13 protein-coding genes are annotated in these 13,966 nt (G+C 43.1%); 1 reads left to right on the top strand and 12 read right to left on the bottom strand.

The genetic code is table 11. The features are described from left to right. Positions 1–31: 31 nt before the first annotated feature. Positions 32–1,660, bottom strand: a complete 1,629-nt coding sequence (groL, locus tag IGI96_RS11860; RefSeq protein ID WP_005237384.1) for a chaperonin GroEL — start codon at positions 1,658–1,660, stop codon at positions 32–34. Between the two features lie 32 nt (positions 1,661–1,692). Further along, positions 1,693–1,977, bottom strand: coding sequence for a co-chaperone GroES (gene groES, locus IGI96_RS11855; RefSeq protein ID WP_005225291.1), 285 nt, complete (start codon positions 1,975–1,977; stop codon positions 1,693–1,695). A gap of 217 nt (positions 1,978–2,194) precedes the next feature. Between groES and IGI96_RS11850 the strand changes: the two genes are divergently transcribed. After that, positions 2,195–2,839, top strand: a complete 645-nt coding sequence (locus tag IGI96_RS11850; RefSeq protein ID WP_005225290.1) for a CPBP family intramembrane glutamic endopeptidase — start codon at positions 2,195–2,197, stop codon at positions 2,837–2,839. A 42-nt stretch (positions 2,840–2,881) separates the two neighbouring features. Here the strand turns inward: IGI96_RS11850 and IGI96_RS11845 are convergent, their stop codons facing one another. The 10 genes from IGI96_RS11845 to IGI96_RS11800 form a co-directional block, all read right to left on the bottom strand. Beyond that, positions 2,882–4,312: a 6-phospho-beta-glucosidase gene (locus IGI96_RS11845; protein WP_438785173.1), complete on the bottom strand. Its 1,431-nt coding sequence runs from the start codon at positions 4,310–4,312 to the stop codon at positions 2,882–2,884. 25 nt (positions 4,313–4,337) lie between these two features. Beyond that, positions 4,338–5,630 carry a PTS sugar transporter subunit IIC gene (locus IGI96_RS11840; protein WP_005225288.1) on the bottom strand — a complete coding sequence of 431 codons (1,293 nt, stop codon included), beginning with the start codon at positions 5,628–5,630 and terminating at the stop codon, positions 4,338–4,340. 155 nt (positions 5,631–5,785) lie between these two features. After that, complete coding sequence (locus IGI96_RS11835) at positions 5,786–6,523, bottom strand: MurR/RpiR family transcriptional regulator (RefSeq protein ID WP_034858213.1); 738 nt, start codon at positions 6,521–6,523, stop codon at positions 5,786–5,788. A gap of 43 nt (positions 6,524–6,566) precedes the next feature. After that, positions 6,567–7,373 (bottom strand): MBL fold metallo-hydrolase, encoded by an 807-nt coding sequence (locus IGI96_RS11830; RefSeq protein ID WP_005231151.1) that lies wholly within the window; start codon positions 7,371–7,373, stop codon positions 6,567–6,569. A gap of 55 nt (positions 7,374–7,428) precedes the next feature. Then, positions 7,429–8,283 carry a two-component system regulatory protein YycI gene (locus IGI96_RS11825; protein WP_005225285.1) on the bottom strand — a complete coding sequence of 285 codons (855 nt, stop codon included), beginning with the start codon at positions 8,281–8,283 and terminating at the stop codon, positions 7,429–7,431. After that, positions 8,284–9,594, bottom strand: coding sequence for a YycH family regulatory protein (locus IGI96_RS11820; protein ID WP_016610546.1), 1,311 nt, complete (start codon positions 9,592–9,594; stop codon positions 8,284–8,286). Next, a complete protein-coding gene (gene walK, locus IGI96_RS11815; protein ID WP_016610545.1) occupies positions 9,591–11,432 on the bottom strand; it encodes a cell wall metabolism sensor histidine kinase WalK in 1,842 nt (613 codons plus the stop codon). Before walK ends, IGI96_RS11820 begins: the two co-directional genes overlap by 4 nt. Before the next feature lie 3 nt (positions 11,433–11,435). Beyond that, positions 11,436–12,140: a response regulator YycF gene (gene yycF, locus IGI96_RS11810; RefSeq protein ID WP_010747607.1), complete on the bottom strand. Its 705-nt coding sequence runs from the start codon at positions 12,138–12,140 to the stop codon at positions 11,436–11,438. 132 nt (positions 12,141–12,272) lie between these two features. Further along, positions 12,273–13,133, bottom strand: a complete 861-nt coding sequence (locus tag IGI96_RS11805) for a DegV family protein (protein ID WP_438785172.1) — start codon at positions 13,131–13,133, stop codon at positions 12,273–12,275. Next, a complete protein-coding gene (locus tag IGI96_RS11800; RefSeq protein WP_034858210.1) occupies positions 13,126–13,692 on the bottom strand; it encodes a DUF1836 domain-containing protein in 567 nt (188 codons plus the stop codon). The genes IGI96_RS11805 and IGI96_RS11800 overlap by 8 nt, the downstream gene beginning before the upstream one ends. Between the last annotated feature and the right edge of the window lie 274 nt (positions 13,693–13,966).

Below are 13,966 nucleotides of genomic sequence, written 5' to 3'. Positions count from 1 at the left end.
ACCCCTCAAAAGAGGAGTTCTCAAGGCTTGCTTACATCATGCCGCCCATACCCATTGATGGGTCCATTGCAGGAGCTGCTGGCGCTGCTGGTTCTGGTTTGTCGGCAACGACTGCTTCAGTTGTTAACAATAATGCGGCAACAGAAGCTGCGTTTTGTAATGCAGAACGCGTCACTTTTGTTGGGTCAACGATCCCAGCTTCTAGCATGTTTACCCATTCGCCAGTTGCTGCATTGAAACCAACGCCTAAGTCAGCGTTTTTCAATTTGTCGATGATAACTGAACCTTCGTAGCCTGCATTTTCAGCAATTTGACGAACTGGTTCTTCTAAGGCACGTAAAACGATTTTGACACCTGTTGCTGCATCGCCATCTGTTTCGATTTCTGCAACTTTGTTGATGACATTCACTAAGGCAGTTCCCCCACCTGAGACCATGCCTTCTTCAACAGCGGCACGTGTTGCATTCAATGCATCTTCAATACGTAATTTCAATTCTTTCAATTCAGTTTCAGTTGGTGCCCCAACTTTGATCACTGCAACCCCACCAGCAAGTTTTGCTAAGCGTTCTTGTAGTTTTTCACGGTCAAAGTCAGAAGTTGTATCAGCGATTTGGTTTTTGATCAATTGAACGCGTGCGTCAATTGCTTCTTTTTCACCAGCACCTTCAACGATTGTTGTGTTGTCTTTATCCACAACCACTTTGCTTGCTTGACCTAAGTTATCGATGGTTGCATCTTTCAGCTCAAGACCTAAGTCTTCAGTGATCACTGTACCACCAGTTAAGATCGCAATGTCTTCTAGCATTGCTTTACGACGGTCACCAAATCCTGGTGCTTTCACTGCAACAACATTGAATGTTCCACGGATTTTGTTCAATACAAGTGTTGGTAATGCTTCGCCATCAACGTCATCAGCGATGATCAATAATGGTTTTGATTGTTGTAAGATTTGTTCTAACAATGGCAAGATATCTTGGATGTTAGAGATTTTTTTGTCAGTGATCAAGATGTATGGATTTTCTAACGCTGCTTCCATTTTATCGTTGTCAGTTACCATGTATTGTGATAAGTAACCACGATCAAATTGCATTCCTTCCACAACATCTAATTCTGTTTCGATCCCTTTTGATTCTTCAATAGTGATAACACCGTCATTGCCGACTTTTTCCATTGCATCAGCGATGTATTGACCAACTTTTTCACTACCAGAAGAAACAGCACCAACTTGTGCGATTGCTTCTTTTGAATCAACGATTGATGAAATGTTGTGTAGCTCTTCTACAGCCACTTTTGTTGCCATTTCGATCCCACGACGAATACCTAATGGGTTCGCACCAGCGGTGACATTTTTCAATCCTTCACGAACGATTGCTTGTGTCAATAACGTAGCAGTCGTTGTTCCGTCACCAGCGATATCGTTTGTTTTTGAAGCGACTTCAGAAACAAGTTTTGCGCCCATGTTTTCAAAATGATCTTCTAATTCGATTTCTTTAGCGATCGTTACACCGTCATTTGTGATCAATGGTGAACCGTAAGATTTTTCTAAAACCACGTTACGACCTTTAGGGCCTAAGGTTACTTTTACTGTATCTGCTAATTTATCTACCCCACGAAGCATTGCTGCGCGTGCGTCTTCTGCAAATTTGATTTCTTTTGCCATGATTTCATCACCTCAAGTATTTTTTATTTTTCTTATTCTACTACTGCAATGATATCTTTTGCAGCAACGATCAAATATTCTGTTCCTTCATATTTCACTTCTGTGCCAGCGTATTTTTCGAACATTACTTGTTCGCCAACGTTGACAGCAACAGGAGCTTTTTCACCGTTTTCGAGCGTGCGTCCTTCGCCGACTGCAATAACGGTACCCGTTTGTGGTTTTTCTTTTGCTGCTGATGCAAGCACGATTCCGCCTACAGTTTTTTCTTCTTCTTTTGCGACTTCGATAATCACACGATCACCTAATGGTCTTAACACGATAAATCCCTCCAATGAATGTTATAGAATTTAGCATTAGCACTCTCTTATATCGAGTGCTAACTTACAGTTTCAATATTACTCATTTTCCCAAATTTTTGCAAGCCTTTTGCTAAATTTTTTTTGCATTTCTAATTGATTGATAAATATAGTAGGATTTTTTGTTTCTAGAAGCAACCTAGTCTATAATGAAGCAAAGGAGTGTGAGGAAACAACTATGTCTTTATCAAAATATTCTTTGTCCACGATTCTTACTTACGGCATCGTCTTTTTTCTACCGATCGCCTTCGTCCCTAGCGGACATCAAGTAGCAGCAACAACGATCGGTTACTTAGCTGGTGCAGCGATCATGTTTTTCTTGTATTTCAAACAAACAGAACCGCTATCGTTTGAACACAAAAAAACCAAAGTCTCAGCGATTCTTATTTACGGGCTAACCGGCATTGTCGCAGCGATTTTGTTACAAAATCTAGCCATCTTTATCGAATCCTTTTTCGGAGAAGTCAGCGCTTCGCAAAATACCGAAAACATCATTGCCATCGTGGTGCAAAACCCACTCTTTGCTCTCGCAGCAATGGTCGGTGGGCCAATTATGGAGGAATTTGTCTTCCGCAGAGCCTTAGTTGGCATCATTGGGAAATACAGCAATGTTTGGGTTGGTGTAGTGGTCAGCGCCGTAGCCTTTGCCTTTGCCCACAATGACAATCATCTCTTAGTCTATATTTTCTTAGGACTGTTCTTTTCTGGGCTTTATGCTTTGACCGGCAGTATTTGGACTTCCATGATCACCCATGTGGGAATGAACACTTTAGTTATTATTATTCAGTTATTGCTTCATTACGGCTATATCCAAATGCCCTAAAGAAAAAACGCTACGCAGAAATTTTGCGTAACGTTTTTTTCTTTAGACCTTCGTGCCATTGGACGCAATCACTTGCTGATACCATGCAAATGAATCTTTCTTCTGACGAGCAAGGGTTCCATTTCCTTCATTGTCTTTGTCCACATAGATCACACCATAGCGTTTCTTCATTTCCCCTGTCCCCGCAGAAATCAAGTCAATGATGCCCCACGGTGTATAACCTAATAAGTCGACGCCATCATAAGCTACTGCTTCTTTCATCATTTCGATATGGGCTTTTAGGTAGTCAATACGGTAGTCATCGTGGATTTGTCCATCCTCTTCCACCGTATCCACCGCACCAAAGCCATTTTCTACAATGAAAAGCGGCAATTCGTAGCGTTCGTTAAACCAGTTCAGGGCATAGCGCAAGCCTACGGGATCAATCTGCCAGCCCCATTCAGAAGCATCGACATAAGGATTGTCCACCAGATCTTGGCTCTCATCATAGTCATAGGTTGGATCATTCTCCTTGCCTTTGATCGCAAAAGACATATAGTAGCTAAAACCAATGTAGTCAACACAACCTTTTGCCAAAGCTGCTTCATCTTCAGGGGTGATATCTAAATCAAATTGTTTTCTTTCAAAATAGCTGCGCATATAACTCGGATAGTGCCCACGGGCATGAACATCTGAAAACCAATAGCGCCGTTGCATGGCCACCGTAGCTGCCATCATGTCTTTGGGATCGCAAGAATACGGATAGATTGGGCACATCGCGATCATCGATCCGATTTGAAACGCAGGATTGATCGCATGTCCTAGCGCCACCGCTTTTGCACTGGCAACGAGCTCGTAATGAGCTGCTTGGTACATGACTTTTTCTCGGTCTTCTCCTTCCGTAAAGAACAGACCAGAATTGGTAAATGGCGCAAAATCTTCTTTATAGTTTGCTTGATTATTGATTTCATTGAAGGTCATCCAATACTTCACTTTCTTTTGATAGCGCGTAAAACAAACTTCTGCAAAGCGGACAAACAAATCGATCAACTTACGGTTACGCCAACCTCCGTATTCGGTCACTAAATGATAAGGCATTTCAAAGTGAGACAGGGTAATGACTGGCTCGATGCCATAGCGTAAACACTCATCGAATAATTGATCATAAAAGGCCAGGCCTTCCTCATTCGGCTCGTGCTCATCCCCCTTTGGAAAAATACGGGTCCAGGCAATCGATGTTCGGAAGCACTTCAACCCTAATTCGGCAAAAAGCTTGATGTCTTCAGGATACCGATGATAAAAATCGATCGCTTCATGATTGGGATAGCTTTCGCCCGGTTGGATACCTTCCGTGATTCGGCGAGGAATTCCGTTGCCTCCGACAGTCATGACATCAGCGACACTCACGCCTTTTCCACCCTCACGATAGCCGCCTTCCAATTGGTGAGTAGCGACTGCGCCACCCCATAAAAAATCGCTTCTTAGTTTATTCATTTCTATTCAACCTGCTTCCTTGGTATTAAACGATCTCTGTTTCTTGTTTATAGTTCAAACTATCGACCTTACGAATAAAAGGATAGTAAATAAAGAAGCCGATTGCTAAAACAACAAATTGTAAGATAGCGGTACGAATGCCACCTACTAGAAAACCTGAAATGATCGGCGGGGTCGTCCATGGAACTTGCACAGCAGTAAATAGCGGTACGATACCGGTATAAAGTGCAAAATACGTGATCACGCCTGAAACCATCGGTGTCAAAATAAATGGTAATACCATGATTGGGTTCATGACGATCGGTGTCGCAAAAATAATTGGTTCATTGATATTAAAGAATGCCGGGATCAAGGAAAGACGTCCTAATTGTTTGAACTGCGCCGAACGGGCAAAAGCCACCATGTATAGCACGATCCCAATCGTCATTCCTGCGCCAGTTACCGTCATAAATTGATCCAAAAACTGCTGGGTCACGATGTGTCCGCCATTTTCTAATGTCAATGCTTTACCAGATTCAAGAATAGCCGTATTGGCTAATGAATTGGCTTGTAAAATTGGTCCCATGATCCCGCCCACGATCGTCGAACCATGAACCCCAAAGAACCACAAGAATGGCACTAAGAAGCCTAGCATCATTGCACCACCAAGAGAATCCGTCACCCCTTGCATTGGACTTTGAATCACGGTGTAGATCCATTCGACCACGGTTGTTTGAAAAACTTTATCAAAGAAAATATAAATGCCTAATGCGATGGTCGTCAAAACAGCGGCTGGAATCAATGCTGTAAATGAGTTTGCGACATTGGTGGGTACTTGCTCTGGCAGTTTGATTCGGATGTCGCGTTTCAAGAACCACGTATAACCCCAACCCACAAAAAGTCCCACTAAGATGGCACTGATCATTCCTTGTCCACCGGTCCACGTCTTATCAATGACATTTGCGATGGTCACATTTGCTTCAGCATCCGTCACACTTGACTCCATAGTTAATAAGAAAATAACTAAACCAATCATTCCTGCAGGGAGTCCTTCGTAACCTTCTGCTTTTACATATGAATAGGCGATGCCCATTACGGCGAAAAAGGCCATAATTGCAAAAGAGGCGCCATAGGCTTGGTTGAAGTATTCACCTAAGCCGCTATTCGTTACCCAATCCGCAATCGACTGGACGGGAAAGTTTGCTAATAGCAGGAAAATCGATCCTACGATTGAAAAGGGCATCGTATAGAGCATACCGTTTCTTAATGCAGTGATTGCTTTCGTATTGACAAATTTTAATATTGGGGGTAATAATTTCTCATTGATCCATTCGTTCATCTCACATCACTCCTAAAATAAAATTCCATCCACTGGCCAGTGAATTCGCTTACAAATAAATCTTAATAGATAATATTCCCCTTGCCTATAGCTTTTCCAAGTTATGAAACATGTTCCAACAAAAAAAACAGCCGAAGCTGTTTTTTTACGATCACTTAGATTTGCTTGTAGACTTGATGGGCTAAAAGTTCGATCAGTGTAATCACCGGGACTTGCGTCGTCAGGTTCAAATCGACTTCTTTTCCCCCACTGACGACGGGCATATAGTAGGAAATATTGTAATCTGCCATTTGGGCGATCGTCGATTTTTCATCATTGGTGATGCTGAGTACTTTTGCCCCATACCGTTTGAAGTCCTCCGTTTGCTTGATCATTTGAATGGTTTCCCCCGAAACTGATAAAATGATCGCTAACGTATTTTCCATCCCACGAGGCGGTACTGGCAAAAAGGGATCGACGATGCTATAGGCATTGATGCCTAAATTAGCAAAATAGCGACTGCCATAGGTGCCAAGAATGCCACTTGTGCCGATACCTGAAAACGCCACATGGCGTGCGGAAAGAATCAGTTCTACCGCTGGCTGGATAAACTTACGGTAATCTTCATTATTGACTTTTTTTAAAAATGTATTGACTTGGATCGTTGCATCATAGAAAAGATCAAACGCTCGTGCATCTTGTTCCTTTTTTTGACAGATCGCATACTTTAACTCTGAATACCCGCGATAGCCTAATTTCGTGATACATCGTAAAATCGTCGAGGTCGAGACATGGCATGCAGCTGAAAATTCGCGGATCGTCAACTGATCGATCTCTTCAAAATGCTGGACAATGTACTTGTAAACAGCCATTTCAAGCTCGTTCAGACGCTTGATTTTTTCTTCATCAAACATACCTGCTGCCTCCACCCGACAATTTTATCCTTTGTTTGATCGATTAGATTGCAAATAATTCCGTCGCTTTGTCAGGATCGGTATCATAGACTTCAAATGTTTCTCCAACACCTAGATCATGTTCTTTCATGGTGTTGACCATCGTTAAGTGCGCCAACTCTTTCAAGTTGTTTTCTTTACTTAAATGACCAAGATAGACCCGTTTGGTATTGTCGGTCAAGATATCCGTCATGACCAGAGCGCCATCTTCATTCGATAAGTGACCACGGTCTCCAAGAATTCGTTGTTTGAGGCTCCATGGGTAAGGGCCCATTCGCAGCATTTCTAGGTCATGGTTGCTTTCCACAAGATACGCATCGGCGCCTTTGATAATGCCTCGCACATGATCGCTGCAATAACCGGTATCCGTCAACATTACGAATGATTTGCCGTCTTTATGGAAACGATAAAATTGCGGCGCTGCAGCATCGTGAGAGACGCCAAAGCTTTCAATGTCCAAGTCACCCAAGGTCAGCACTTTTCCCATTTCAAAGATATGTTTTTGTTCGACAGCGACGTTACCGATCATTGGATCCATCGCTTGCCATGTTTTTGTATTCGCATAGACATCAAGTTTGTATTTTCGCGCCAGTACTCCGACACCGTGGATATGATCTCGATGTTCGTGGGTCACAAGAATGGCGTCCAAATCTTCTGGTTTACGCCCTACTTCATCCAATAATGAAGTGATCTTCTTGCCGCTCAAACCGGCATCCACTAAGATCCGCTTTTTATTGCTTTCGATATAGAGCGAATTTCCTGAGCTTCCGCTGGCTAGAATACTTACTTGAAAGGCATTTTCCTTCATCATGGTTTACGTGACTTCCTCTCTGGTTGTTTCAACGAGTTCCATTATACCCGCTTTTTTATGGATTTTCTACCTTTTGAACGGCATTATTCGTGATGATCCGATTGCTAAAGGCATTGACCGTTTCGATTTGGATGGTGTCATCGCCATCTAATTGGAACGCAATAAACCATGCAGGAATGTACACATTTTTTTCCCTAACCTTCAAAATCATCGTATAGGCTAATTCCGTCCAGAGAATTTTCGAGTGACTCGGCAGCTTGTTGTTTAGATAAAGCGTATTTACTGCTTCTTTTTCTGAATAGACCGTCATCTTTTCCCTTAGAGGCGTAATATTGGAGATATGTGTTTGCGTGTAACGAGCAATCTGCAATAGATCATCCGTTTGTTCTAAGGTGATATCGATTCGACTTGAGCTGTCATTGAAAGGAATGCCTTCATAGGATTGAACCGCCACCACGGTCGGATGATTGGCGTTCAAGACAGAGAGGTTTTCCAAATAGTCATATTCATCCCCAAACAGGACTTGATCTTTTCGTTGCAAAAAACCATTGACGGTTTCTTCCGTTTGAGAATCATCACTGATGTAAAAGCCATTGGTTGAGACATGGATCAACTGCTGCCCTTTGACCGTCGACCCTCTTTTGAACTGCGTATTGAGTTGCGGATTTCGTAGCTCCACATCAAAATCCGTCTGTTCACCGCTCAAATAATAGCCACTCAAGACCTCATCTGATAATTCGCCAGAATACCGAATGTCCTCAGACTCGAGACGTTGTTCGATAGGAATCGTTTGGTTTGATTGTGAAACCATCTGATGCTCGCTGCGAGCCTCACTGTAAACATTGAATAAAAAGACGTTCAGACCAAGAAAAGCGAGGAAAAAAATCCATTCGATTCGTTTAAAATCCAATTAATTCTCCTCCGTTTCTGCTAATTTTGTCATTAATGCATCATAACTGATCCAAGACGAGTCATAATTGACATACCAAGCAGGCGTCAAATCAACGAGTGGTGCATCTTTGATCTCCCCCCATTGATAGCCAACGATGATCTGTTGCAATAAATCAGGATCAGCCCCTGCCGCAATCAGCTCATTTTTGACCGACAAACTAGAGGGCAATTCAATCTCGGTTTCAGAAGGAATCGGCACTTGAATCGCGTTCAAACTGGCAGAAATCGTCATTTCCCGACTGCCGGTCTGACCACTTTCTGAAAAAGCCACACTGATCACCCCTTGACCACCAGTACTAAAGACTGGATAGCCTTCAACGAAAACCCGATAATCCAAGTGCTTGTCTTGTTGATCAAAATAGCGGATCGTCCCAAAATTGTTGCCTAAACGAATAATATAATCCGCACTCAACATCGCCAGATCCGTTTCATCGGAACTGTCTGTGGTAGTTTCAAACTTGACTTGCTGCTGATCTTGCAAGACCGTCATGTTTTGCCCACCTTCATAATAGTAGGTATCGACACTTTCATCATTGATCTTGACGTTTTTAGGATTGCTGAAAAAAGCTTCTCGAAATAAGCTCTGAGATTGGGTCGAAGAATAGTAGCTGTATTTTTTCAGCTTGATCGAATCCTGCGTATAATATTGCTTGCTGGATCGTTCTTCATCTGCCACCATTGTGGTCCATTCCCGAGGGTTGTCTGCTAGTAAGTGTTTTACTTGGCTTTTGTCCCAGTCGATTTTGCCTCGCACCACTCGTTGATGGGTAAAATCAACAAATTGGATCGTGTTTTCTTCAAGGTCAAACTGGATGCGGGAAAACGGAAAATCCTCTGTTTCACTTTCGTCCTCTAAGGACAGCTCTTTTTCAAAGGTTTTCTCATAATCTTTCAAGTAAAACGTTGTATAGTAGTTTAAGGACACCCCTTGATTGACTTCTTGGGCTTTTGAAAAAGCTTGTTCCTCGCCATAGGTTCGCAGCGTCAAATCACTGATCGTTGCCTCATTGATCGCCTCTTGGATCTCACGAATCACCGCTTCAGAGTTGGTTTCTTTGATCGCGTCCTCGTCATTCCAAGTCAAATACAGGGGCAAAAACAAATCGCTTTTTTGTTTGTAGGTTTGAACCGAAGGATTGACGCCGGTATCTGTTTCCGTGCTGGCATTGTTGAACCCAGTCGGATTCAGCCAAATCATATAGGAGAAATAAAAACTCAAGGCGATCATCACGATCAAGCCTACACGAATGATTTTTTCTGAGATTCTCATACCCACCAATCCTCCTCATACGGTTCATACGGCAACATGATGTAAAATGTTGACCCGCGATTTTCTCGACTTTCCGCCCAAATCGCACCGCCATGAGCTTTGATGACTTCTCGTGAGATCGCCAATCCTAAGCCAGTACCTCCTTGCTGACGGGCACGAGCTTTGTCGACTCGGTAAAAACGATCAAAGATCTTCGTGAGATCTTTTTTCGGAATCCCTAGTCCTTGGTCATTGATGCTAAGTACGATGTTGTTATGGGTCTCCATCAATTTCACCGTAATGATCCCGCCATCTGGCGAATATTTGATGGCATTATTCATGATGTTATCGATCACTTGGATCATTTTATCGGTGTCGACTTCCACCCACAATTCTCGTTTAGTGAACTCCCGACGAATCAAGTATTTTTTGCTTTCATTCGTCACCATCATGTCAAAACGATCCAACACGAAATTGACCATTTCATTGAAGTTGATGTATTCCAACTGCAGTTGCGAATTGCCGCTATCCATCCGCGACAGACTCAACAAGTCATTGATCATCCGAATCATTCGATCCGTTTCATCCAACGTCACTTTCAAAAAGTTCGGCGCAATTTCTGGGTCTTTCCAAGCACCCTCACTCAACGCTTCGATGTAGCTGCGCATACTCGTTAATGGTGTCCGTAACTCATGAGAAACGTTGGAAACGAACTCTCGCCGTTCCTGTTCATTTTTTTCTTGCTCTGTAACATCGTGCATCACCGCAACTAACCCAGAAATAAAGCCAGACTCCCGACGAATCATGGAGAAATCGATGCGCAAAATCATATTTGCTCCCGTCAAATCATTGCTAGGACGCTCCAACAGCATGTCTTCAGGATTTTCCAAAAGCTTTCGTAACGTGTATTCTTCATCGATTTCCAATAACGTCAAAATCGACTGCCCGATCGCTTCTTCGTTGCTGACATTTAACAAGGACATCGCCATCTCATTGATGGTAATGACTTTGCCTCGTCGGTCGGTGGCAACAACGCCGTCTGTCATGTGAGACAAGACGCTGTCCAAGCGGTTTCGCTCGGATTCCATCGCCTCTTGAGTCTCTTCGATTCGTTCTCCTAGTTGATTAAAGGTCTCCGCCAGTTGCCCCAATTCATCTTTTCCATGAATCGCGACCTTGCGGCTATAATCTCCTTTGGCGATGCGAATCGCTTGTTCGCGCATCTCCCCGATCGGTTGGGTGATGGAACGAGAGACCAATAGTGCCACAATGATCGAAATCACTGCCGCAATCAGCGAGGCTGTCACAAAAATGACCGCAGTCGTACTGACTTCATTGTATTTTGACTCAAGATTGCTCCGTAAATAAAGGGTTCCTAAAACGGTATCCCCTGTCGGTGATTGGATCGACTGCACGATATTGAACACCCGCTGGCCGCTGGATTCATCATAGAGGACTTCACTGCGGTTCGTATCGTAATCACGGTAATCATTTTTTTCTCCCACCGAGCCACGATCATTGATATTGGTGGTTGCACGAATGATCCCTTGCTCATCCACCACCCGCATCTCCAAAATTTCCGATGAGTTGGTACTCGTTAAGATTCGATTCAAGGAAGCATTCATGGAATCCCAATCTAAACCGTCATCATTATCCATTCGACTCAATTCAGAGCCTAACGTTACCACTAACGTGCTGGCACGTGCCTCCATGTCGCGTTTGAAGGCATCGACCGTTGTTCTTTCCAATTCGCGAATAAAATACGCCCCGATAATCTGGATCGCAATCAATAAGATCAAGATAAAAGTCAGGGCGATTTTGAAGTTCACCGATTGAAAAAAGCGAACTTTATTTTTCATAGCTTATTCCTGTTCTGGGTTCCGCAAGTAATAGCCCACTCCGCGACGAGTAACCAAATAATTTGGATGGCTCGGGCTGTCTTCGATTTTTTCACGTAAACGACGCACCGTCACGTCAACGGTCCGAACATCACCAAAGTAGTCATAGCCCCAAACCGTTTGCAATAAATGCTCCCGGGTCATCACTTGACCAAGATGTTTTGCCAAGTAGTGCATCAATTCAAACTCCCGGTGCGTCAATTCGATGGCTGCACCATTTTTAGTGACCATGTACGCATCAGGATGAATGGTTAAATCACCAATCGTTAATTCGCTGTTGGCGTTATCGTCTGCTTCCTTCGCAGCTGCCGAGCCACGACGCAGATTGGCTTTGACGCGGGCCACCAATTCCCGGTTTGAAAATGGTTTGGTTACATAATCGTCCGCACCAAGCTCGAGGCCTAGTACTTTATCGATTTCAGAATCTTTTGCTGTGACCATGATGATCGGCATGTCATGGGTTTTGCGCACTTCCCGTGCAACTTCCAACCCATCCATTTTTGGCAGCATCAAATCAAGCAAAATCAGATCAGGATCGACCTCGGCTACTTTTTCTAATGCCTCTTCTCCATCATAGGCGGTATATACTTCATATCCTTCTTTGGTTAAATTAAATTTGACGATATCAGAAATTGGTTTCTCATCGTCCACGACTAGGATCTTTTTCAAAAATGTCACCTCAATTTTTTTTGGTTTCTTACTTATTATACATTATTTAAACGGGCTTTTCATCTTTCCCAAAAACCGCAGCCTTATTCTTAAGGAAAGCACAAAAAAAGAAAGGCACGGGGCCTTTCTTTTTTACTCTTCTAAAAGCTGGATACCGATCCCTAACAACCCAGGACCCGTGTGGACGACTAATGCGGGAGAAATTTGTCCAAATAAGATTTCTTTGACCTTAGGAAATTCGGCTTCTAATCGTGCTTTCATTTCTTTGGCTTCTTGCAGTGCATCACCTTGCGCCACAGCTAAACGCACATGGCGATGATCACCGATGAATTGCTTGATCAAGTCAACGGTTTTGTCCAAGCTTTTCTTCCGTCCACGAGATTTTGCGACCGTATAGTAGATCCCTTCTTCATTACAAGAGATAATTGGATTCAATTTCAAGGCATTGCCTAAGATGGATGCAACCAGACCGATGCGGCCGCCTTTTTGTAAATACTCTAAGGTAGCTACGTTGAAAAAGACTTTGTTTTTCGGCACTTCATTCGTTAATTGTGCCCGCAGTTCTTCCCAAGTCACGCCTTTTTCTAACAGTTCTGCTGCACGAATCGCTTGCAGCCCTGCACCGATTCCGATATTTTTCGTATCAAGCACGAAAACCTCAAGATCCGTCCGTTGTTCACCTAACAGGCGAACGACGTTAAACGTTCCGCTCAATCCGCTGGAGATGGTTACGGCAAAGACTTTCTCATACCCATCGGCTTTGATCCGATCAAAGATTTCCCCGATCGCAACACCGTCAGGTAACGAGGTACTAGGGATCTCTTGCGGCAAGCGCTCGTAAATTTCTTCCGCAGTAATATCAACTTTATCGGTATAGGTCCGATCCTTGTAGATAATTTGCAATGGCAGCATATACATGCCGTATTGCTCCATGATCTGTGCGGGAACATCGGTACCTGAATCAACTAATAGGGCAATTTTCTCTTTATTCATGGGCTTCTCCTTTATGTGTGTCTAAATAAATGACTTCTAATTCAATCGTTTTTTCTGCCAATAGTTTGTTGGCAAAGGAACGCGTCGCACCTTTCATGGCTACTAATTCAATTGGGATCGGTTCCGACGTCATTTGTTCGGGTTCTCCCATCGCTTCTTTGCCGACAAGGTGGATCGCTTTTTCTTGTTCTTCACAAAATACATTGTAGGCATTTCTGATGCCGACAACTTTCCCTTGAAAAAGGATCCCTGTCTTTATTTCAGGAATCGTCAGCACTTGCTTGAGCATCGTGATCGCAATCAAAAATGCGAGATGCTTTTGATTGTAACGTTTCTTCTCTGGTGCTGGAATCATCCCTTTTTTGACATAATTATTGACCATGGAAGAGGTCAATAGCGGATGCTTTTCCGTTTGGATCACCGGCGATAAATATTGGTCGATCAATGTGATCACCTGATCCATATACAGTTCCAGCGTTGGCAATTCTTCCCATCTCGGCAGGTGGAACTTCAGCAATGAATTGCCCCAATTTTTCATGTCTGCTTGTAATTTTTCCATGTCATCCTCCATTTTGACGAACAGAAGGTTAGATTATCACAAACTAATCATCTAGTTTTGATAACTAGATACATTTTATCACGGTTTTCTGAGTTTTTAAAGCAATCTGATCAATCTTTTAAGAATTTCCTATCATTTGAATTTGGGAAACAAATGGTGTTTTATTAAGATAACGCCAGTTTCTCAACTGAAAAAAGCGCATATTTTTTTCAAAAGAATGATTGATTTTTCAACAATGGAGTGCTAAGATAATGAAGTACTTTTGGTACGGGCC

The sequence above is a fragment of the Enterococcus sp. DIV0421 genome (assembly GCF_051713745.1).
Lineage (GTDB): Bacteria > Bacillota > Bacilli > Lactobacillales > Enterococcaceae > Enterococcus_D > Enterococcus_D casseliflavus.
The sequence above is the reverse complement of the archived record's forward strand: the minus strand, read 5'-3'. Positions and strand labels throughout refer to the sequence as shown.

Coding starts and splice junctions, on each gene's coding strand:
- IGI96_RS11835 (WP_034858213.1), bottom strand. CDS start 6,523: ATGTTTGATGAAGAAAAAATCAAGCGTCTGAACGAGCTTGAAATGGCT.
- walK (WP_016610545.1), bottom strand. CDS start 11,432: ATGAAAAATAAAGTTCGCTTTTTTCAATCGGTGAACTTCAAAATCGCC.
- IGI96_RS11845 (WP_438785173.1), bottom strand. CDS start 4,312: ATGAATAAACTAAGAAGCGATTTTTTATGGGGTGGCGCAGTCGCTACT.
- IGI96_RS11805 (WP_438785172.1), bottom strand. CDS start 13,133: ATGAATAAAGAGAAAATTGCCCTATTAGTTGATTCAGGTACCGATGTT.
- IGI96_RS11830 (WP_005231151.1), bottom strand. CDS start 7,373: ATGATGAAGGAAAATGCCTTTCAAGTAAGTATTCTAGCCAGCGGAAGC.
- IGI96_RS11800 (WP_034858210.1), bottom strand. CDS start 13,692: ATGGAAAAATTACAAGCAGACATGAAAAATTGGGGCAATTCATTGCTG.
- groL (WP_005237384.1), bottom strand. CDS start 1,660: ATGGCAAAAGAAATCAAATTTGCAGAAGACGCACGCGCAGCAATGCTT.
- IGI96_RS11820 (WP_016610546.1), bottom strand. CDS start 9,594: ATGAGAATCTCAGAAAAAATCATTCGTGTAGGCTTGATCGTGATGATC.
- IGI96_RS11840 (WP_005225288.1), bottom strand. CDS start 5,630: ATGAACGAATGGATCAATGAGAAATTATTACCCCCAATATTAAAATTT.
- IGI96_RS11850 (WP_005225290.1), top strand. CDS start 2,195: ATGTCTTTATCAAAATATTCTTTGTCCACGATTCTTACTTACGGCATC.